This is a genomic window from Cupriavidus sp. GW821-FHT07C08 (assembly GCF_059419025.1).
Map to the genome: position 1 here is coordinate 260,568 of NZ_JBWKQZ010000008.1, position 18,092 is coordinate 278,659.

At 65.2% G+C, this 18,092-nt stretch carries 19 protein-coding genes and 1 pseudogene; 7 read left to right on the forward strand and 13 right to left on the reverse strand.

The features are described from left to right. Positions 1-48: 48 nt before the first annotated feature. Positions 49-1,137 (reverse strand): extracellular catalytic domain type 1 short-chain-length polyhydroxyalkanoate depolymerase, encoded by a 1,089-nt coding sequence (locus AC07UK_RS13500; RefSeq protein WP_436224913.1) that lies wholly within the window; start codon positions 1,135-1,137, stop codon positions 49-51. 249 nt (positions 1,138-1,386) lie between these two features. Here AC07UK_RS13500 and AC07UK_RS13505 point away from each other — a divergent pair, with 249 nt between their 5' ends. Continuing rightward, positions 1,387-2,166, forward strand: a complete 780-nt coding sequence (locus AC07UK_RS13505; RefSeq protein WP_494687111.1) for a Crp/Fnr family transcriptional regulator — start codon at positions 1,387-1,389, stop codon at positions 2,164-2,166. On the opposite strand, the pseudogene AC07UK_RS13510 reads toward AC07UK_RS13505, so the two are convergent. The 3 genes and pseudogenes from AC07UK_RS13510 to AC07UK_RS13520 form a co-directional block, all read right to left on the reverse strand. Continuing rightward, a pseudogene (locus AC07UK_RS13510) lies at positions 2,167-3,080 on the reverse strand (DUF3300 domain-containing protein); the annotation flags it as partial. 49 nt (positions 3,081-3,129) lie between these two features. Continuing rightward, positions 3,130-3,504 carry a hypothetical protein gene (locus AC07UK_RS13515; RefSeq protein WP_494687112.1) on the reverse strand — a complete coding sequence of 125 codons (375 nt, stop codon included), beginning with the start codon at positions 3,502-3,504 and terminating at the stop codon, positions 3,130-3,132. Between the two features lie 69 nt (positions 3,505-3,573). Continuing rightward, positions 3,574-3,864, reverse strand: coding sequence for a transposase (locus AC07UK_RS13520; protein ID WP_013953661.1), 291 nt, complete (start codon positions 3,862-3,864; stop codon positions 3,574-3,576). A gap of 834 nt (positions 3,865-4,698) precedes the next feature. Between AC07UK_RS13520 and AC07UK_RS13525 the strand changes: the two genes are divergently transcribed. Further along, positions 4,699-5,664: a LysR substrate-binding domain-containing protein gene (locus tag AC07UK_RS13525; RefSeq protein ID WP_436224910.1), complete on the forward strand. Its 966-nt coding sequence runs from the start codon at positions 4,699-4,701 to the stop codon at positions 5,662-5,664. Positions 5,665-6,068: 404 nt separating this feature from the next. Further along, on the forward strand, positions 6,069-6,734 hold the full coding sequence (locus AC07UK_RS13530) for a response regulator (protein WP_494687113.1): 666 nt from the start codon (positions 6,069-6,071) through the stop codon (positions 6,732-6,734). Between the two features lie 26 nt (positions 6,735-6,760). Here the strand turns inward: AC07UK_RS13530 and AC07UK_RS13535 are convergent, their stop codons facing one another. Together AC07UK_RS13535 and AC07UK_RS13540 are read right to left on the reverse strand one after the other, a co-directional pair. After that, positions 6,761-7,216 (reverse strand): MarR family winged helix-turn-helix transcriptional regulator, encoded by a 456-nt coding sequence (locus tag AC07UK_RS13535; protein WP_114133277.1) that lies wholly within the window; start codon positions 7,214-7,216, stop codon positions 6,761-6,763. 34 nt (positions 7,217-7,250) lie between these two features. Next, on the reverse strand, positions 7,251-8,846 hold the full coding sequence (locus AC07UK_RS13540; protein WP_494687114.1) for an MDR family MFS transporter: 1,596 nt from the start codon (positions 8,844-8,846) through the stop codon (positions 7,251-7,253). Positions 8,847-9,016: 170 nt separating this feature from the next. Between AC07UK_RS13540 and AC07UK_RS13545 the strand changes: the two genes are divergently transcribed. From AC07UK_RS13545 to AC07UK_RS13560, 4 genes are all read left to right on the forward strand, one after another. Continuing rightward, positions 9,017-9,454: a MarR family winged helix-turn-helix transcriptional regulator gene (locus AC07UK_RS13545; RefSeq protein ID WP_436224907.1), complete on the forward strand. Its 438-nt coding sequence runs from the start codon at positions 9,017-9,019 to the stop codon at positions 9,452-9,454. Positions 9,455-9,546: 92 nt separating this feature from the next. Then, positions 9,547-11,034 carry an efflux transporter outer membrane subunit gene (locus tag AC07UK_RS13550; protein WP_494687115.1) on the forward strand — a complete coding sequence of 496 codons (1,488 nt, stop codon included), beginning with the start codon at positions 9,547-9,549 and terminating at the stop codon, positions 11,032-11,034. Positions 11,035-11,075: 41 nt separating this feature from the next. Further along, positions 11,076-12,380 carry an HlyD family secretion protein gene (locus AC07UK_RS13555; protein WP_494687116.1) on the forward strand — a complete coding sequence of 435 codons (1,305 nt, stop codon included), beginning with the start codon at positions 11,076-11,078 and terminating at the stop codon, positions 12,378-12,380. Positions 12,381-12,459: 79 nt separating this feature from the next. Continuing rightward, entirely contained in the window at positions 12,460-14,022 is a 1,563-nt protein-coding gene (locus tag AC07UK_RS13560) for a DHA2 family efflux MFS transporter permease subunit (RefSeq protein ID WP_494687117.1), read from the forward strand. A 66-nt stretch (positions 14,023-14,088) separates the two neighbouring features. On the opposite strand, the gene AC07UK_RS13565 is transcribed toward AC07UK_RS13560, so the two are convergent. The 7 genes from AC07UK_RS13565 to AC07UK_RS13595 all read right to left on the reverse strand — a co-directional run bounded on the left by AC07UK_RS13565 (position 14,089) and on the right by AC07UK_RS13595 (position 18,004). Then, positions 14,089-15,096: a bestrophin family protein gene (locus AC07UK_RS13565; RefSeq protein ID WP_494687118.1), complete on the reverse strand. Its 1,008-nt coding sequence runs from the start codon at positions 15,094-15,096 to the stop codon at positions 14,089-14,091. A 275-nt stretch (positions 15,097-15,371) separates the two neighbouring features. Beyond that, the gene (locus tag AC07UK_RS13570; RefSeq protein ID WP_494687119.1) at positions 15,372-15,776 is read right to left on the reverse strand and encodes a cupin domain-containing protein; all 405 of its coding nucleotides are present in this window, start codon (positions 15,774-15,776) and stop codon (positions 15,372-15,374) included. Positions 15,777-15,780: 4 nt separating this feature from the next. Beyond that, on the reverse strand, positions 15,781-16,260 hold the full coding sequence (locus AC07UK_RS13575; protein ID WP_013953672.1) for a carboxymuconolactone decarboxylase family protein: 480 nt from the start codon (positions 16,258-16,260) through the stop codon (positions 15,781-15,783). Between the two features lie 74 nt (positions 16,261-16,334). Further along, a complete protein-coding gene (locus AC07UK_RS13580; protein ID WP_494687120.1) occupies positions 16,335-17,087 on the reverse strand; it encodes an SDR family oxidoreductase in 753 nt (250 codons plus the stop codon). After that, the gene (locus AC07UK_RS13585) at positions 17,084-17,230 is read right to left on the reverse strand and encodes a hypothetical protein (RefSeq protein WP_494687121.1); all 147 of its coding nucleotides are present in this window, start codon (positions 17,228-17,230) and stop codon (positions 17,084-17,086) included. Before AC07UK_RS13585 ends, AC07UK_RS13580 begins: the two co-directional genes overlap by 4 nt. Next, positions 17,227-17,664: a GNAT family N-acetyltransferase gene (locus AC07UK_RS13590; RefSeq protein WP_494687122.1), complete on the reverse strand. Its 438-nt coding sequence runs from the start codon at positions 17,662-17,664 to the stop codon at positions 17,227-17,229. The genes AC07UK_RS13585 and AC07UK_RS13590 overlap by 4 nt, the downstream gene beginning before the upstream one ends. Positions 17,665-17,773: 109 nt before the next feature. Further along, on the reverse strand, positions 17,774-18,004 hold the full coding sequence (locus AC07UK_RS13595; RefSeq protein ID WP_494687123.1) for a DUF2798 domain-containing protein: 231 nt from the start codon (positions 18,002-18,004) through the stop codon (positions 17,774-17,776). Positions 18,005-18,092: the final 88 nt, after the last annotated feature.

Here is an 18,092-nt window from a genome sequence, read left to right on the forward strand (position 1 = left end):
CCCTCCCTTTTTTCATGCGCGCTTCATGCGCATTGGTGCCGCCGGGCTTCAGCGCCGGTGCTGGCTGAAGAACTGCCACATCATCGAGCTGGCATCCGGGCCGATATCGCTGTGGTAGCCATAGCTGGCGTCGCCGCCGCTCCAGGCGTGGCCCAGGCCCTCCACTTCCACCAGCGTCACCAGGTCGCGGCGCCAGCGGCCGAAGCGGTATTCATGGGACCGGCCCGGCGCTTCGTCATCCGGGTTGGACGGCTCGGGCGTACCGGCGAGCCGGTCTTCCAGGCCGTTGTAGGCCAGGAACTGCCGCGCCAGCAGACGGCCGTTGACCGGATGCACGGCATCGTCGGCCAGGCCGTGGATCACCAGCGCGGGCATCTCGGGACCGCCCGGCGTCACGCCGGCGGCATCCAGCAGCCATGACGGCTCGGCGGCCGAGCCTTGCTGCATCGCCCGCAGGCCGGCGCGCGGGTTGTCGGCCGCGCCGATGACCACGCCGGAATGCAGGGCCGCGGCCGCCACCTTGCCCGGGTAGCGCAACGCCACCAGCGCGGCCATGGCCGCGCCGGCGGACATGCCGGCCAGGTAGATCTCGCGCTCGCGTACGTCGTGGCGCGCGGCCAGCGTATCGATCAGCGCGGCCACCGCCTGCGCCTCGCGTCCGCCCTCGGCGGCGCCCAGGTCGAACCACTGCCAACAGCGCTGCACCTGGCGCCGCAAGGGCTGTTGCGGGTAGGCCACGATAAATCCCTCGCGCTCGGCCAGCGCATTCATGCGGGTGCCGGCCGACAGGTCATCCGGCGTCTGGCGGCAGCCATGCAGCACTACCACCACTGGCAACGGGCCGCGATGGGCCTTGGACGGTATGTAGAGGTGATACGAGAGTTGCGGCACCAGTTCGCCGGGCAGCGGTGCCAGGCGCAGCCTGTGCGCCTGCCAGGTACCGGGCAGGGAATCCGGCGCGGGTGCCGGCCGGGCGGGCCGGACTTTGCCCCGCGGGCCAGCAGGGCGAGCCGGTGTGAGCGGATTCAGCGAATCCATGCGGCCCAGCCAGGACTTCACCTGGGCTTCCGTGCGGGCTTGCGCGCGGCTCAGTCGCCGGATCTGCGCATGCCAGTCAGCGGCGAGGCTTTTGGTCATGAGGACTCCTGGTCGTGTGACGGAATCTCCCCCCTATACCTTTATTGTTGCGTTGCAGCATACCATAATCAGCCTTACGTCCACCGGCTGGACAGGCGTGCCCCGTCGTTATGGCACAAACGCAACGCGCCTCGCCCCCGCGATGCGAAATTTCTAAATTAGCAATACGAAAGAATGCAGATCGCGGCGAGATGGCTTGCGTTGCCGGCGTCTTATACTTGGCCATCGCCACCGGAGGACAATGCCACCATGCCGGACAGCGGCGCCCCAGCCTGCCTGCTCTGCCTCTTTCGCCACGTTTGCCATAGCGCCGGGGCGCAAGCTCCCCTGTCGCACGCGCCGGTGGCGCTGCAGCCGGAGCGGGTGGAAGTGCGCACCGGCGAGCATGTTTTCCGCCAGGGCCGCCCTGCACTGACGGTCTACCCCCTGCGCCATGGCAGCGCCAAGCAGGTCTACGAATCGCCGCTGGGCTGGCGGCAGGTAACGGGTTTTTCCCTGCCCGGCGATGTGCTGGGGCTTGAGCCGCATGAAGGCCCGGTCCACGGGACCGGCGCCATCGCGCTGCAGGACTCGGTGGTTTGTGCGGTATCGGTCGAATCCCTGCGCGCGCTCATGCAGGCCGTCCCATTCCGTGAAACGGTGCTGGACGCGATGCGCCGCAATGCCGAGCGCGAACGCGTGCTGCTGGTGGCAGTTGGATCGATGAGGGCGCCGCAGCGCCTGGCCATGCTGCTGCTCGACCTCGCCGGCGAGCAGGCGCGCCGCGACGGCAACCGCGATGGCGCGCTGACGCTGGCCATGTCGCGCACGGACATCGCCAGCCTGCTCGGGCTGACCCTGGAAACGGTGTCGCGGCTGCTGTCGCGCTTTGCCTCGGTCGGGCTGATCTCGGTGCGCCAGCGGCACCTGCGCATCATCGACCGCGACGGGCTGGCCTCGGTCTATGCCGACCTGGATCCGGCCCCGCGCCAGGCGGCGGCCAGATCAGACGCCTACGGCTCGGAGTTTGGCGAACCCCGGCTGGCCTAGACGGCTGGCCGGGGCGCAAGAAGGCTCAGCGGTCCGCGACGCGCTGCCAGCCGGCCGGCGAAAAACTGCGGAGCGACCGCGCACCGCCGCATTGTTGTATGGCACGTTGCGGCGGTTGGCGGGGTTGTGCTGCCAGTTCACGTTGGCACGATTGACGTCCAGGCGCTGGTTGACGTTGATGTTGTTGTAGCGCTTCACATTGATGTTGACGTCATGGCTATTCCAGTTGAACCCGCCCCACATCGCATCGACCGCCGCCACGCCAAGCCCGAAGCCGATGCCCGTTACCAGTGCCGTGGCAAACACGGAACCGGGCGGCGGCGGGTAGTACGCCGGCGGATACGCGGGGTACGCCCAGGTGCCGTAGACCGTGGTCGGATTGTAGGCCTGCACGTAGACCACTTGCGGATTGGCCGGCTCGATCTGCACGATCGTGGTACCGCCGGTGGTCTGCGTCACGACCTTCTGCTGCTCGGTCGTCTTCAGCATGCCCGCGTTCTGCCCTGCACCCGCAGCCGCTGCACCGAATCCATCACGTCGTTGGGCTGGGCCAGGAACGCGTCGCCGACCGACTGCACCCACTGCGGCTGGCGGCCCATCATGTCGAGCACGGAAGGAAACGCGGCCAGCGACTACACGCTGGGGTCCCAGGTCTGGCTGGCGACTGCCTTGGTCGCAGCATCGCCAGACAGGCTGGGATTGGCCTTGGACCATTGCGCCGCAGCCGCGACATCGGCCGGATAGGTGGCCGCCATCAGCACCTGCGACAGCAGCGCATCGGGATACAGCGCAATCGGCGCGGTCAGCTGGTCAAGCTGGGCATTGCTCAGTTTGGACTGCGCCATCGCTGGCCCGTGCGGCGCCATCAGCATCATTGCCAGGCACCATGCGAAGAGGTGTTTGAAACAGTGCATGTAGGCTCTCCGCAAATACGCAGGTGACGGCCTGCTGCCGGGGGGCGCCTCAGCGGCGCTGCTGCGCGCATTCCTGGCGATACGCCTCCTCCAGGCGCTTGCGATCTGCCTGGCGTTCCAGTGTCGGATAGGTGCGCCCGTCGGCAGTGACTACCGACGACTTGCCGGTGGACCACTGCGGCCCGCCGGGCAGCGCGTTGATCTGGTCCAGCAATGACTGGCAGTGCTGCCGCTGCGACGCGGACAGCGTGCCATCAGGTCCCTCCACCACGGCCGTGGCTTCGTCCAGCATCCGTGGCGGCGGCGGGGCCACCATCGGGGTGCCGGCGGCCGCGGCCGCCGATGCAGCACTGGCCGCCCACGCCGGGACAGCCACCATGGCGGCGCATGCCAGCACGCCCGCCTTGATCAGAAACTTCGTCAAACCAATACTCCAGAACCCTCCGCGGTATGTGGAACCGACACCGCGGCGCATTGCAGGAACCGTCCGCCGCTAGCGATCCTTGCCTGTGCCATTGCGGCGGCCGGTACGGTTGCGCATCAGCTCAAGCTTGAGCAGCGCATCCGCAAGCATACTCTTCAGCCGGGCATTCTCTTCCTGCAGCTCGCGCAGCTTGCGCCCGTCACGTGCATCACCCTGGCTGGGCTGACCATAACGGGCACGCCATCCGTAGAACGAAGCATCGCTGAAACCATAGCGCGCGCACAGCTCACGCACTGGCACGCCACTGGCCGCCTCGGCCAGGTAGCTGCGGATCTGCTCTTCCGAATACCGTCTGTTCACGAATCTCTCCGCATCACAGCAGCGGGCCACAAGCGGCGCCAGCCGCGCCGCCAACCGTGCCGACTCTGGCCCTACGTTAGCCCAGGGGCGCGCCAAAAGGCAATTCAGTGTCTTCGCTGCGCGAGTTAAGAAAATTATCTCTGCGCAAGCTGCCGCGTGCGCTGGCGCGCATTGCCAAATTTCGTTAAGCCAATTTGGAGTCTAGTTAGGCCATTAGCGCTGCGCGTCGCGGAAACGGAGATGCCGGCCCCCATATCACATGGGCATGACGGCCTTCTGCACGGCGGTGGTCGTGCATGAATCGGCCCGCAACCCCGATTTCAAGCCATGTATTGATGTACGGACAAAGACGTACTAAAGAAAATTAGAAGACTGCCCTCAGTTCAAGTTTCTATGACTTTCGCTGAGCATGTATTAAGCTTCCTCGGCACAACTAAATTTCGCACGCCTTCGCGCGGCGCCCTGGCGGCGCCGGCAGAAGAGCGGCCAGGCAGCTGGCACCATGACGTTGTACGGTGCGCATTCCACGCTGCCAACCTGTACCGGGCCTGAAGGATCGAGTCGTCACTGCGCCATTTGTCGACGCAAGTCGGACATTTAGGAGTCGTGCCATGCGTTTTCGCAGCATCCTGCCCGGGCCTTTGCCCGCCTGGTTTTCATCCGGACATGCCCGCAGCGCGCGCCGTACATGCCGTTTGCGCCTGTCCCTGTCACGGACCGGATCATTGCCCTGACACCTGGCCGCTCTTGCGCCCCATGTCCGACGCAGTGCCGTGCGCGTCGGACAAACAAAAAAAAAAGCGAAAACAAAGTCGTGGATCGGGAGAAGTCGGAATGCGTCACGTCAGCACGAAGTTGTTGCATGTCTTTGTCCTCGTCATGGAATACCGGGACCTCAGCGCCGTTGCAGCCTGCACGCAGGGACGCGTGCCCACGGTGGCCTACAGCCTCGCGCGCTTGCGCGAAATCACCGGCGATCCGCTATTCGTCAAGCGCAACGGGATGCTCGAACCCACTCCGCACGCCCTGCGCCTGGAGCAGACGGCGCGGCAGATCCTCGCCAAATGGAACCATCTGGTGCGCCCCGGCGAGCCTGGCCTGAGCAAGCGCCGTGACGACGGCAGGCGCGTTTCGATCGGCTTTTCATCGTCGATCGGCGACCCGGTCATCACCGAGATCCTGACGGCACTGTGCGAGCAGTTTCCGCAAGACAGCTTTGTCACGCGTCCGGTGATTGCCGACGCCGCCCTTGCCGGCCATCTCGGCAGCGGCGAACTTGACTGCGCCTTCGTCGTCGACAGCGGCCACGATCCCGAACGCGTGCGCCAGCACAACATCATGGCCACGCCGCGCCGGCTGGTCAGCGCCACGCGCGGCGGCAGCCATGACGAAGGCGAAAGCGAAAGCGACTGGATCCTGCTGCAGGAAGACTGCGAGGCCGGCAGCCCGCTGCGGACCTTCCTGAGCCGCCAGGCCAGCACCCCGGGGCATCGCGAGACCGTGGTCCCGTCATGGCATACCCAGATCACGCTGCTGCATTCGGCCGGGGGCATCTGCCCGGTGCTGGACTTCAACGTGCCGCTGGTCACGCGCGAGCGCACCACGCGCCTGCTGGCACCGCCAAGCAGCTTCCCGGAATGGGCCGCACTGCATTTCTGGGCACCGGAGCGCAGCGGCGACAAGGGCGTGCTGCGCGACATCATGGACGTCGGCAGCGCCGTGCTGCGCGACCCGCTCAAGGCCATCGACGGCCGCCGCAACGGGCGCCCCGCGGCCCACGCGCAGCCCGCGCCGGCCTGACGCAACTCCCGCAGCAGCGGCGCCCGGAAGGCGCTGGCAGCCGTATGGCGCCAGCGCCTTTTTCTTTGGCCCCGCAGCAGCGGCGGCGTCTGTCTTTATTACAGTCTTGAGACATTTTTCCGAGCGCTGACCTTGCGCTACACTCGCGCGACTTTGGCCCGCTCAGGCCGATGCGCCATGGCGGCGCTTTGCGAATCCTCCTAGTTTCGCCAGACCGCGCTGCCGATATCCTGCAATGGCATTGCAGCGGTCCGGCCGTCTCCCGTTTGGCCCGGTCCCGGGGCAATGCATGCAGTTGTCTGGCGTCGTATTGTTTGGCGTCGTTTTTGCGCCGCACGTCTCGCTGACGTGCGGCGTTTTCTTGATGCCGGCGCTGCCACGAACCAGAATCGAGGAGCAACCAGATGACATTGAGGATCCTGCTTGCCGACGACCACCCCCTGGTCAGCGCGACCGTAGCGGACCGCTTGCATACCCAGACCGGGTGGGAGGTGTGCGGCAGCGTGACCAGCGCGACGGCCTTGCTGAACAGCGTGGAAAGCCTGCGTCCCGATGTCGTGATCACCGACTACCACATGCCCGCGCAGGGCGAGGGCAACAGCGACGGCCTGCGCCTGTTTGCCAGCCTGCGGCGGCGGCATCCGTCGCTGGCCGTGATCGTCCTGACCATGATCACCAATCCGCTGGTGCTGCGCTCCATCCTCGACACCCAGGTGCACGGCCTGTTGCTCAAGGACTCGCCGCTGTCAGAACTGGTGACTGTAGTTTGCCGTATCCAGCGGGGCTTCCACTACATCGGCAAATCCGCGCTGGAAGTCCTGTCGCAGGCCGATCCGGGCAACCCGGCCGCACCCGGCCAGGCCGGCGCAAAGCGCCTGTCCCGGCGTGAAATGGAAGTATTGCGGCTGTACCTGACCGGGCGGTCCGTGAGCGAGATCGCTGTCCTGCTCTGCCGCAGCGTCAAGACCATCAGCCGGCAGAAGAACTGCGCCATGCAGAAACTCGGCGTCACCAACGACCGGGAACTGTTCGAATTTGCGGCGCTTAACGGCATGCTGCTGACTGCCTGAGCGCCAGCGGCACGGGCGCAGCCGTATCAGGCGGCGTCGGCCGCCGCGTGGGCCTGCGCGTAGGCGATGCCGGCCTCCAGCCGCGCCAGGCCGCGCGACAGCTCGCGCATGGTCGACGGCGAGACCTCCGCCAGCACATCCTCCAGGAAGGCTGAGCGCAGCGGCATGGCTTGCGCCACCACCTGCTGGCCGGTCCGTGACAGCGTGACGTGCGTCACGCGGTTGTCGCGTTCCGAGGTGCTGCGCTCCACCCAGCCCAGCTCCTGCATGGCCTTGAGCTGGCGCGTCAGCGCGCCGGGGTCCATGCCGACCAGGTCAGCCAGCGCCTTCTGGCCGATCGCGCCCTCCTGGTGATGCAGCGCATGCAGGATGCGCCAGCGGGGCAGCGGCAGCCCCAGGCGCTGCTCGAACGCGGCCGCGTAGGCGCGGTAGGTGCGGCCGAACTGCTGCAGTACGGCCACGCTTTGTCGCTCCAGTTCCATCCGTTTTCCTCAGGTTACGTTGCAGGCCGGCGCGTCAGTCGGCGGCCATGGCGGGCGCCGGCGCCCGGCTCAGCTTGATCGACGGTACCCGGCGGGCGCACCACACGCCCAGCGCGGCGGCCACCGCAGCCACCACCAGGCCGAGGTGGATGGCACTGACCAGCGACACGCGCGCCTGCTCCAGCAGCAGGGCGCCATTGTGCCCGGCTTGCTCAAGCTGGCCGAGCAACGCGACTTGCGACGCCTTGTCGATCAGCACCTGCGGATCCGCCATGCGCGCCGTCCACTGTCCGGCATTGGCGGCGGCCAGCGCATGTTCCACACCTCCGGTATAGCTGCGTGTGACCAGCGTGCCCACGATCGCAGTGCCCACCATGCCGCCCACCATGCGCAGCGATTGCAGCATGGCCGTGGCAATGCCCAGGTGCTCGCGCCCTGCCGTCTGCTGCGCAAACACCGTCAGGTTCGGCATGATGAAGCCTAGCCCGAACCCGCCGATCAGCATGATCGTCAGCAAGACGCCGTGCGGCATGCTGCGCGTGGCCTGCGACAGGCCCAGGCAGGACACCGCCAGCATGCCAAAGCCGGCATAGAGCATGGTATTCGGGCGCCGGATGCGCGTGACGATGCGGCCGTTGAGAATACTGCCCACGGTGATGCAGACCACCAGCGGCGTGATCAGGATGCCCGCCTCCTTCGGCGAATAGCCAAAGCCGCCCTGGAACAGCAGCGGCGCATAGAGCAGCAACGCGAACATGGTGAAGCCCGTGAACACCGCCAGCTGGAACAACGGCGCCAGCCCCGGGTTGCGGAACATCTCTACCGGCAGGATCGGGTTGGCACAGCGCTGCTCCCACTGCCACAGCGCCACCAGTGCCACCGCCGCCAGCACCAGCAAGCCGCCGGTATAGGCGTCGATCCCGCGCGCCGGCAGCAGTTCAACGCTCAGCTGCACGCACCCCAGCCCGGCTGCGATCAGCAAGGCACCGAGCCAGTCCACGCGGATCGGGCCGCTATGTGCCTGCTGGCGCAGGTGCGGCAGGTAGCGCCACGCAAACCACAGCCCCAGCACGCCCACCGGCAGGTTGACATAGAACACCGCGCGCCAGCCATACCACTCCGTCAGCAGCCCGCCCAGCGACGGCCCCACCGCATTGGCAATGCCGAATGCCGCGCTCATCATCACCTGCCAGCGCAGCCGCACATGCGTATCCGGAAACAGGTCGGCAATACAGGCAAAGGCGGTGCCGACCAGCATGCCGCCGCCAATCCCCTGCAGGGCGCGCGCCAGCACCAGGAACGGCATGCTCGGCGCCATGCCGCACAGCGCCGAGGCCACCGAGAAGACCACGATCGATGCCAGCACGAACGGCTTGCGCCCGTAATAGTCCCCCAGCCGCCCGAACACCGGCACGGTGATCACCGATGTCAGCAGGTAGGCCGTGGCAACCCAGGCGTAGTACTCGAAGCCTTGCAACTCGGCCACCACGGTCGGCAGCGCCGTGCCGACCACGGTCTGGTCCAGCGCCACCAGCATCACCACAAAGGCCACGCCCAGCATGGCCAGCAGGGACTCGCGAAACGGCAGAACCTGGCCGTTGGCCTCGGACTTCTCTGGCTGTGGGGTCATTTTATTGCTCGATCAATCGTTGCGTTATCAAGCATTATAGGTGCAGTTCGGCCAGCCGCCTTACGGCCCTGTGATCGCGAGAAATAGAGTCGCCCCCTCATTCGATAACCCCTCCTTGCAACTAACTGACAGATCAGCTATTGTCTCGTCAGCAAGCAAGGAAACCCGCCATGGACCACTACTCAAAGGAAGACTTCCAGATCACCCAGAGCATCGGTTTCTTCCTCAACCGCGCCCGCAACACGCTGCTGATGGAAATGGATGCGGCATTGAAGGACCTGGACATCACGGGCCAGCAGATGGGGATCCTGATGTCGCTCACGCATGGCGTCGCTACCACCCCGTTCGAGCTGAGCAAGTTGCTGGGCATCGACACCGGCCTGATGACCCGCATGCTGGACAAGCTGGAGGCCAAGGGCCTGCTGTCACGCAGCCGCAGTCTCGACGATCGCCGTGTGGTCAACCTGACGGTGACCCGAAAGGGCCAGGAAGTTGCCGAGCGCATCCCGGATGTGGCCCCCAAAGTACTCAATCAGCGGCTCAGGAACTTCAGCAAGGAAGAATTTGCGGAGTTCCGCCGGCTGCTCGCCAAGTTTGCGGACGCCTGAACGCGTCTTTTTTGCCCATTTAGTGGATTTGGTCAAAAGGTGCCAGGGCCTGTGCCCGCCTTTTTTTACCCATTTAACTGACAAATCAGACAATGCTCAGTCAAATTACTCGCCCGGCCGCGCCCCGCGTGGCCCGCCGCTTTGCCGGTCTCCTGCTCTCGGTGCTGGTAGCTGCAGTCCTGAGCGCCTGTGCCAACTACGCCGGCATCCGCAGCGACAAGCAAATCGCCGAACCTACCACCTACACCACCACGCAGAGCATTCCCGCCGCGCAAGGCCACTGGCCTTCGGTGGGCTGGGCCGACCAGTTCGGCGATGCCCAGCTCAAGGCATTGATCGCGGAAGCGCTGCAGGGCAGCCCATCGCTGGAAAAGGCCCGTGCCCGCGTGGCCTCCGCGGTGGCGTTCAGCGAGAGCGCCAATGCCAACACGCAGCCGCAGGTAGGCGCAGGCTATTCGTTCAACCGCCAGCGCTACACGGAAAACGCGATGGTGCCGCCGCAGTTCGCCGGGACGTGGCAGTCGGAGAACAAGGCGTTCATCAACGCCTCGTATGACCTCGACCTGTGGGGCAAGAACCGGGAGGCGCTGAAGTCCGCGGTGTCTGGTGTGCATGCCGACGAAGCCGAGGCCGAACAGGTGAAGCTGACGCTGAGCAGCGCCATCGCGCGCGCCTACAACGAACTGGCCCGCCTCTACACGCTGCTCGATATCTCCAGGGATGAAGTCAGACAGCGCCGCGAAGTGCTGCGCGTGACCAACGGCCGGGTGGCCATGGGCCTGGAGACCGAAGTCGAGAAGCGCACCGCCGAGGCCAATCTCGCCGCCAGCGAAGTCGCCGTCGCCGCGCTGGAAGGCAGCATCCAGCGCACCCGCTACCAGCTCGGCGCGCTGCTCGGCCAGGGCCCGGACCGCGGCCTGGCGATCGCCCGCCCCAACCTCGGCGCCGGCGACGACGTCCGCCTGCCCGACAACCTGCCGGCCGACCTAGTCTCGCGCCGCCCCGACATCGTTGCCGCGCGCTGGCGCGTCGACGCCACCCTGCACGACATCAAGGTGGCCAAGGCCGAGTTCTACCCGGACATCAACCTGACGGCGATGATCGGCCTGGATGCCATCGGGTGGGGGCGCTTCCTGCGCGCCGCCAGCCGCACCGCCTCGGCCGGCGCCGCGATCCACCTGCCGATCTTCGACGGCGGCGCGCTGCGCGCCCAGCTCAAGGGCCGCTATGCAGAGTTCGACTTCGCGGTCGCCAACTACAACGAGACGCTGGTGAACGCCCTGACCGACGTGGCCACCCAGCTCTCCGACATCCGCGCCGTCGACGCGCAGATCGACAACGCCGTACGCAGCGACACGGCCGCGCAACGCGCCCTGACACTGGCGCTGGCGCAGTACAAGGCCGGCCTGACCACGCAACTGACCGTACTGAACGCACAGACCAACGCGCTGCGCAGCAGCCAGGTGGTGGCCAACCTGCGCATGAACCGCCGCGACCGGCAGATTGCGCTGGCCGCCACGCTGGGCGGCGGTTTTACCGATGCTTCCGAATCGACCACAAAGGCGGCCCTGGTCCGCTGACTCTCCTCTCGACGCAAACAAACACAGTTGCAGCTGACGCCATGAACGATATGACCAAGACCACCCCGGCCGACCCACAAACCGCATCCGCCGCGGCCGCCCCGACGCCCGCCAGGAACACCCGCAAGCGCCTGCTGGCCCTGCTCGGCCTGACCAGCGCGCTCGCCGCCGCCGGCTATGGCGCCTACTACTACACCGTGGCCCGCTTCCACGAGGACACCGACGATGCCTACGTCAACGGCAACCTCGTCCAGCTCACGCCGCAGGTCGCCGGCACGGTGATCGCGGTGAATGCCGATGATACGCAGATCGTGAAGGCCGGCGAGCCCGTGGTGACGCTCGACGCTGCCGATGCAACGGTGGCGCTGGCCAATGCGGAGGCCACCCTCGGCCAGACCGTGCGCCAGGTCAGCGCGCTCTATGTCACCAATGACGTGCTTGGTGCCACCGTCAAGCAACGCCAGGCTGACCTGGACCGCGCCTGGGACGACCTGCGCCGCCGCACCGGGGTGGCCGAATCCGGCGCCGTCGCGGCGGAAGATGTGGCGCATGCCCGTGACGCCGTCAAGACCGCCGAAGCCGCGCTCGAGACCGCCCGCCAGCAGCTTGCTGCCAACCATGCGCTGACCGACAAGACGAGCGTAGCCGACCACCCCAGCGTGCAGGCCGCATCCGCCAAGGTGCGCGACGCCTACCTGGCCAACGCCCGCAACACGCTGCCGGCACCCGTGACCGGCTATGTGGCGCGACGCTCGGTGCAGGTGGGCCAGCGCGTTGCCCCCGGCAACCCGCTGATGGCCATCGTGCCGCTCGACGGCGTGTGGGTCGATGCCAACTTCAAGGAGGTCCAGCTCAAGCACATCCGCATCGGCCAGCCGGTCAAGCTCCACGCCGACTTGTATGGCAGCAGCGTGACCTATCACGGCAAGGTGATCGGCCTGTCCGCCGGCACCGGCAGCGCATTCTCGGCCCTGCCGGCGCAGAATGCCACGGGCAACTGGATCAAGGTCGTGCAGCGCCTGCCGGTGCGCATCCATCTCGATCCGGCGGAGCTGCGCAAGCATCCGCTGCAGATCGGCCTGTCGATGCAGGTCGACGTGGAAACGCGCATGGATTCCGGTTCGCCCTTGAGCCCGGGCGCGGAAGTACCGCAACGCACCGCCTATCGCACCGAAGTATTCCAGCGCTACGGCGAAGAGGCCGACCGCGAGATCACGCGGATCATCGCGCAGAACAGCAACGGCAAGTCGGCTGTGGGGCAATCATCGCCAGCTTCGCAAGTTGCGCAGCAGCCTCAGGCGATCAAGCGCACGGCGCAAGCTGCCGGCCCCGCCTCCGGCGCATGAGCGGCATCACGCCAATCGCCTTCCCGCGCCAATTTAACTGACCCATCAGAAAAAGCGGCCCAAAACCCCGGAGCGCATCTTGCAACCCCAAGCCCAGACCTCACTCGTGTCAGCCCCGCTCACCGGCGGCAAGCTCCTGATCGGAAGCTTCGCCGTGGCCCTGGCCACCTTCATGAACGTGCTGGATTCGTCGATCGCCAATGTGGCGATCCCGACGATCGCCGGCAACCTCGGTGTGTCGATCGACGAAGGCACCTGGGTGATCACGCTGTTCGCCGCGGCCAATGCTGTCGCGATCCCGCTGACCGGCTGGCTCACGCAGCGGATCGGACAGGTCCGCCTGTTCGTCGGCGCCATCCTGCTGTTCGTGCTGTCGTCCTGGCTATGCGGCGTGGCGCCCAACCTGACCACGCTGCTCGCCGCGCGCATCCTGCAGGGCGCCGTGGCCGGGCCGCTGATCCCGTTGTCGCAATCGATCCTGCTGTCGTCGTACCCCAAGGAAAAAAGCGCCACCGCACTGGCGCTGTGGGCCATCACCGCCACGGTCGGCCCCATCGCCGGCCCGGCGCTGGGCGGCTGGCTGACCGACAGCTACGCGTGGTCGTGGATCTTCTACATCAACGTGCCGGTCGGCCTGTTCGCCGCTGCCGTGACCTGGGCGATCTACCGCGACCGCGAAACGCCGACGCGCAAGCTGTCGATCGACGTGGTGGGCCTGGCATCGCTGGTCACCTGGGTTGCGTCGCTGCAGATCATGCTCGACAAGGGCAAGGACCTGGACTGGTTCAGTTCGCCCGTCATCATCGGGCTGGGCATCGTCGCGCTGCTCAGCTTCATCTTCTTTGTGATCTGGGAGCTGACCGAACCGAATCCGATCATCGACCTGCGCCTGTTCAAGGGCCGCAACTTCCTGGCCGGCACCGTTGCCATCTCGGTCGCCTTTGCCGTGTTCTTCGCCAACCTGGTCGTGCTGCCGCAGTGGATGCAGCAGTATCTGGCCTACCCGGCCGTCAACGCCGGGCTGGTGACCGCGCCGCTGGGCATTTTCGCCGTGCTGATGGCCCCGGTGGTGGGCAAGATCCTGCCGAAGTCGGAGTTGCGCGTGCTCGCCACCCTCTCCTTCCTGGGATTCGCGGCGGTGTACTTCATGCGCTCGCACTACACCACGGGCGTGGATACCTACACGCTGGTGCTGCCTACCCTGCTGCAAGGCATTCCGACCGGGCTCTTCTTCGTGCCGCTGACGGCCATCATCCTGTCCGGCCAGCCGGCCGAAAAGGTTCCCGCCGCCGCAGGCCTGTCAAACTTCGTCCGCGTGTTCTGCGGTGCGGTGGGTACTTCGCTCGCGACCACCGGCTGGAACAACCGCGCCATCCTGCACCACGCGCAGCTGTCGGAACAGGCCAGCGTGCACAGCCCGCTGTACGCCAGGACAATCGAATCGCTGCAAGCGACGATGGGCTTTACGCAGGGCCAGGCCGCCGCCTACTTCGAACGCGGCCTGAACACGCAGGCCATCATGCTGGGCCTGAACGACATCTTCTGGATCTCGGGCGTGATCTTCGTCGCCATCGTGCCGCTGATCTGGCTCACGAAGCCCGCCAGGGGCGGCTCCGCGGCCGCTGCAGCGGCTGCGCACTGAGTGAACAGACGACGCACGTCCCGCAGTCATGACAGGACGCCTGACTAAAGCGATAACCTTGAGTGGTCAGAGGACAATACCGTGCTCGGCCGTTGGCGCGGGGATATCGCACTTCTCGCCAAGCATGTCCATGAGTTCGTGTTCGATCTTCCGGCAGATCTGTGCCATGGGCACATCATTGGCGTTTCCTTCGAACGGGTTCTCCGTGCTTTCGCCCACTTGCTCCAGCGCGAGGTACATCCAGGAGATCATCGTGCTAAATGGAATGACCAGCCAGATCATGCTGCCATGCATGACGCCTGAAACGCTGGCATTGAGCTTTTCGAATTCCGTAAGAATGCCAAAAGGCAGTAGCAGACAAAAAGTACGGACAAAGAGCTTGTTGACGACCGCGTATTGCCTGGGATACGGATAGTCCTTGATACGCTCCGCCCGTCCTTGCTGCACGAAGAAGCCTTTGATCGATCCTACCAACTCCAGATAGAAGGCATTGCCGATCTCGCCAGCGTCAAGGAGCCGCCTGATCGTCGCCGACTGCGTTCCCAGCAACCGGCTTGTCTTGCTCTCGGCGTGCGCAAGCGAGTCGAGTTCGGCCTGTGGCAGATACCGCGCAAGCGTCTCGTGCAATGGAGTCTCCCACTCTGGAACTCGGTAGTACTTCCGGTACTCCACGTTGGATGCCTTGCCCGCGCTTTCCCAGATCCTTGGGGTTCTCAGTTGATAGCGGAGCGCCGTCAGCCACGCGCAATGCCGGAGCATCAGATCCCGCCCGGCCGCCTGCCCTGCCAGAAAGTCCCGGCTCATCACACCCAGACACCGGCTGCCATTCAGGATCTCAGTCCAGATCTGCTGTGCCTCCAGGGCCCTGCTGTAGGTCTGCACGTTCCGGAAACCCACGATGAATGACGTGGCCGTGCCCAGCAGCACCACAACCGAGACCGGGACCGACAGCCATTTCAGCCCGAAGAACTGATAAAGGACTACCGGCAGCGAACCGCATGCTAGCGAGGCATAAAGTTGCCGTCTCGACCAGAACGTGAACTCGGATATTGTGTACGATTTTCCCAGGTGCATGGTGCGCGTCTCGCGGGGTGCGGCAGGTCGCGGGTCCAAGGTCCGAACTGCCGGCAGGCAGCACGGCCAACCGCCATCACCACCGACCAGGTCGCTGCCCGGGACCTGGTTTTGTCATGGTGATATTGCCAAGAAACCGACGTAGTATCAATTTCCGTCCCACAACCCTTCACGCCACCCTGGAAAACAGCGGCACGGCAAGAGCATGCGGTAGCGCCGCTCTTGCCGTGCCGGACAGTGCGCACCGGCATTGCCGGTGCCTGAATGGACGACGACTACTTCACCGGCGTCAGGATCGGCGCGCCCTTTTTCTTGAGCAGGAACACGACAAACTTTGCTGGCTGCGTCTTGCTGGCATTGCGTCCGACGGTGTGGATATCGTTGGGACCTTCGTGGAAGGTATCGCCCGCTTTGAGCGTTACCTCTTTTCCGCCCTTGAGGCCCATGACGATGCTGCCCTCGAGCACGTAGACGAAGGCGTGGGCGTCATGGCGATGCACGGGATCGGCGCTGCCCGGCGGATACTCCACGATGATCATCTCGGCTTCCTTCCCCGGATACTCGGGCAACGCTTCCTTGGCCAGGGGCGTGACACTCGCCTCCGGCGCGGCGGCGGCCGGCTTTGCAACCGTCAGGCACGACAACACAAGGGCTGCCGCAACGGAAGTGACCGTCTTCATGGCATCACTCCAGGTTGGCCTTGTCGAGCCCGAACGCCTTGTCCGACGAACCAGGCACCATACGGAATGCCACGTTCAGGCGGTTCCAGGTATTGATCGCCCCCACCAGGAAGGTGAGGTCAGACAGTTCCTTCTCGCTGTACTGGGTGCGCACGCGCTCATAGATATCGTCGGGCACGCCTTCGGCGGGAAGCCTGGTCAGCACCTCGGTCCAGGCCAGCGCGGCGCGTTCGCGCGGCGAGAACAGCGTCGACTCGCGCCAGATCGCCACATGGTGCAGGCGCAATTCGCGCTCGCCGTGGATCTTCGCCATCTTGATATGCATGTCGACGCAGAACGCACAGCCATTGAGCTGCGATGCGCGAATCTCGACAAGCTCGCGAATGGGCTCTTCGATCGTGGTCTTCTGGAACAGCGCGCCGAACTCCATGAGCTTCTTGGACAGTTCCGGGGATTGCTGGAAGTAATTCGTACGTTGGGTCATATTTGCTCCTGGTGATCTGCTCAATGTGGGACTGACGAAAGCGGTGCTGCTTACGTGGGCATGCGCCCTGCGGACTATCGTTGCTGCGATTGACGCAGCCATTCCTCTAAGCCGATGCGCCCGAGGCGCGCCTCGCCCAACGGCACCAGCGAATGTTCCTCGACCCGGCCGCCGAAGTAGCGGGCCTCGGGGTCGCGCACGACTTCACGCGGGTCGCCAACCGCCTTGAGATAGCGGGCGACGATCTCGTTGAACGGGGCTCGTTCCGGGCCGGCGATCTCGACGATGCCGTTTCGGGGTGGCGCGAGCGCTACATCGGCAACGAGGGCGGCGACGTCGTCCGCAGCAATCGGCTGGAACAGCCCAGGCGAAAGGCGGACGACATTTCCTTGCGCACTGGAATCGGCGATGCCGCCGATGAATTCCATGAACTGGGTCGAGCGGATGATGGTGTAGGGGATGCCGGAGGCCTCTATCAGTTTTTCTTGCGCGACCTTGGCGCGGAAGTAGCCGTTTTCGGGCGTCCGGTCGGTGCCGACGATGGACAGCGCGACATGGTGCTGAACGCCCGCAGCGGTCTCCGCCGCGTGAAGGTTGCGGCCGGAAGTCTCGAAGAATTCCAGCACCGCCTTGTCTTCAAACGACGGGGAATTGGCAAGGTCGATCACCACCTGAGCGCCGGTCAGGGCCTCCTGGAGCCCCTCGCCAGTGATGCTGTTGACACCGCTCCTGGGCGAGGCGGCCACGACCTCGTGGCCGCCCTGGCGCAGAATGGCAACGGTCTTCGAGCCGATCAGGCCGGTCCCGCCAATGATGACAATCTTCATGATTCTTCTCCGTGCTGAGGAAGGTGGAACGATTCCATGTTAGGGAACGCGGCATCCCCGCGCCAGATCGACTCGGAGCGCCGGCTCGTGGAATAGTCACGGCGCGGGCAGCAATCGAGCAGCAGCAGGTTGAGGAGCTTCATTGCAGCTCCATGCAGAAGTGGAGGCCCTTGGCAAGCAGGCCGGAACGGAAATAGAAGCGCTGGGCCAGCGCGTTCGCGAGTGCGGTATCCAGGACAAGTCGCTGGCAGCCTTCTGTGCGTCCAAGCTCGCAAAGCGCTTGCAGCAGACGCTCGCCGTGACCCTGCCCCCGGCCTTCGGCATCGGTGATCAGGTCGTCGACGTACAGAAAGCGCCCGTGGATCAGGTTGTCAAGACGCCGATATCCGGCCAGCGCAACAGCTTTGCCATCGTCCCAGAGCGCGAGCAGCCGGTACCCTTGTCCGCTTTGCACCATGACGGTGTCGAGAAAGTCTTCCGGCATTTGCAGCTTGGGGCGCAGTTGCCGCATGACAGGGAAGCAGGCACGGATCTCGGCCTCCGTTTCCGCATGTCCGAGCGTCAGGTTCTTGGTCATGGTGCCGATGCGTGCTGGTTGTGCAGGCTTCAATGTAGTTGAGCGATGACACAGTCAACAGGCACATGTTCATCGTTTTCAACTAGGCCATCGACAAGGACGGTATGACCTAAGAGTGGTTTGTCATGCGATCGACCAGGCGGCGAATGATGGGCGTGGCCGACACGACGACCGGCAGCATGGTCAGCCAGGAAACGCTCCAGGACCTTAGCCAGTGCTGAAGGAACCGGCCTTCCTCTGCAAATGGAAGGCTTGCGATGGCAGCAGCGATGGAGCAGGTCAGGCCGGCCTGGATAACGCCATAGGCGAAATAGCTGTAGCGCGACGGAATCTTGGGCATGTGAATCGCCTCTATGCATTCTTTGAACTAGACAGTCATGCACCCTGCTATTGCCGCGCCAGGGGCTGTCGCCCCAGGCGCACCACAG

What these genes read in the sequence shown, in the direction of transcription:
- AC07UK_RS13550 (WP_494687115.1), top strand. Translation starts at nt 9,547, where the DNA reads ATGCTCAGTCAAATTACTCGCCCGGCCGCGCCCCGCGTGGCCCGCCGC.
- AC07UK_RS13505 (WP_494687111.1), top strand. Translation starts at nt 1,387, where the DNA reads ATGCCGGACAGCGGCGCCCCAGCCTGCCTGCTCTGCCTCTTTCGCCAC.
- AC07UK_RS13525 (WP_436224910.1), top strand. Translation starts at nt 4,699, where the DNA reads ATGCGTCACGTCAGCACGAAGTTGTTGCATGTCTTTGTCCTCGTCATG.
- AC07UK_RS13530 (WP_494687113.1), top strand. Translation starts at nt 6,069, where the DNA reads ATGACATTGAGGATCCTGCTTGCCGACGACCACCCCCTGGTCAGCGCG.
- AC07UK_RS13595 (WP_494687123.1), bottom strand. Translation starts at nt 18,004, where the DNA reads ATGCCCAAGATTCCGTCGCGCTACAGCTATTTCGCCTATGGCGTTATC.
- AC07UK_RS13590 (WP_494687122.1), bottom strand. Translation starts at nt 17,664, where the DNA reads ATGACCAAGAACCTGACGCTCGGACATGCGGAAACGGAGGCCGAGATC.
- AC07UK_RS13540 (WP_494687114.1), bottom strand. Translation starts at nt 8,846, where the DNA reads ATGACCCCACAGCCAGAGAAGTCCGAGGCCAACGGCCAGGTTCTGCCG.
- AC07UK_RS13535 (WP_114133277.1), bottom strand. Translation starts at nt 7,216, where the DNA reads ATGGAACTGGAGCGACAAAGCGTGGCCGTACTGCAGCAGTTCGGCCGC.
- AC07UK_RS13570 (WP_494687119.1), bottom strand. Translation starts at nt 15,776, where the DNA reads ATGAAGACGGTCACTTCCGTTGCGGCAGCCCTTGTGTTGTCGTGCCTG.
- AC07UK_RS13555 (WP_494687116.1), top strand. Translation starts at nt 11,076, where the DNA reads ATGAACGATATGACCAAGACCACCCCGGCCGACCCACAAACCGCATCC.
- AC07UK_RS13545 (WP_436224907.1), top strand. Translation starts at nt 9,017, where the DNA reads ATGGACCACTACTCAAAGGAAGACTTCCAGATCACCCAGAGCATCGGT.
- AC07UK_RS13575 (WP_013953672.1), bottom strand. Translation starts at nt 16,260, where the DNA reads ATGACCCAACGTACGAATTACTTCCAGCAATCCCCGGAACTGTCCAAG.
- AC07UK_RS13585 (WP_494687121.1), bottom strand. Translation starts at nt 17,230, where the DNA reads ATGAAGCTCCTCAACCTGCTGCTGCTCGATTGCTGCCCGCGCCGTGAC.
- AC07UK_RS13500 (WP_436224913.1), bottom strand. Translation starts at nt 1,137, where the DNA reads ATGACCAAAAGCCTCGCCGCTGACTGGCATGCGCAGATCCGGCGACTG.
- AC07UK_RS13580 (WP_494687120.1), bottom strand. Translation starts at nt 17,087, where the DNA reads ATGAAGATTGTCATCATTGGCGGGACCGGCCTGATCGGCTCGAAGACC.
- AC07UK_RS13565 (WP_494687118.1), bottom strand. Translation starts at nt 15,096, where the DNA reads ATGCACCTGGGAAAATCGTACACAATATCCGAGTTCACGTTCTGGTCG.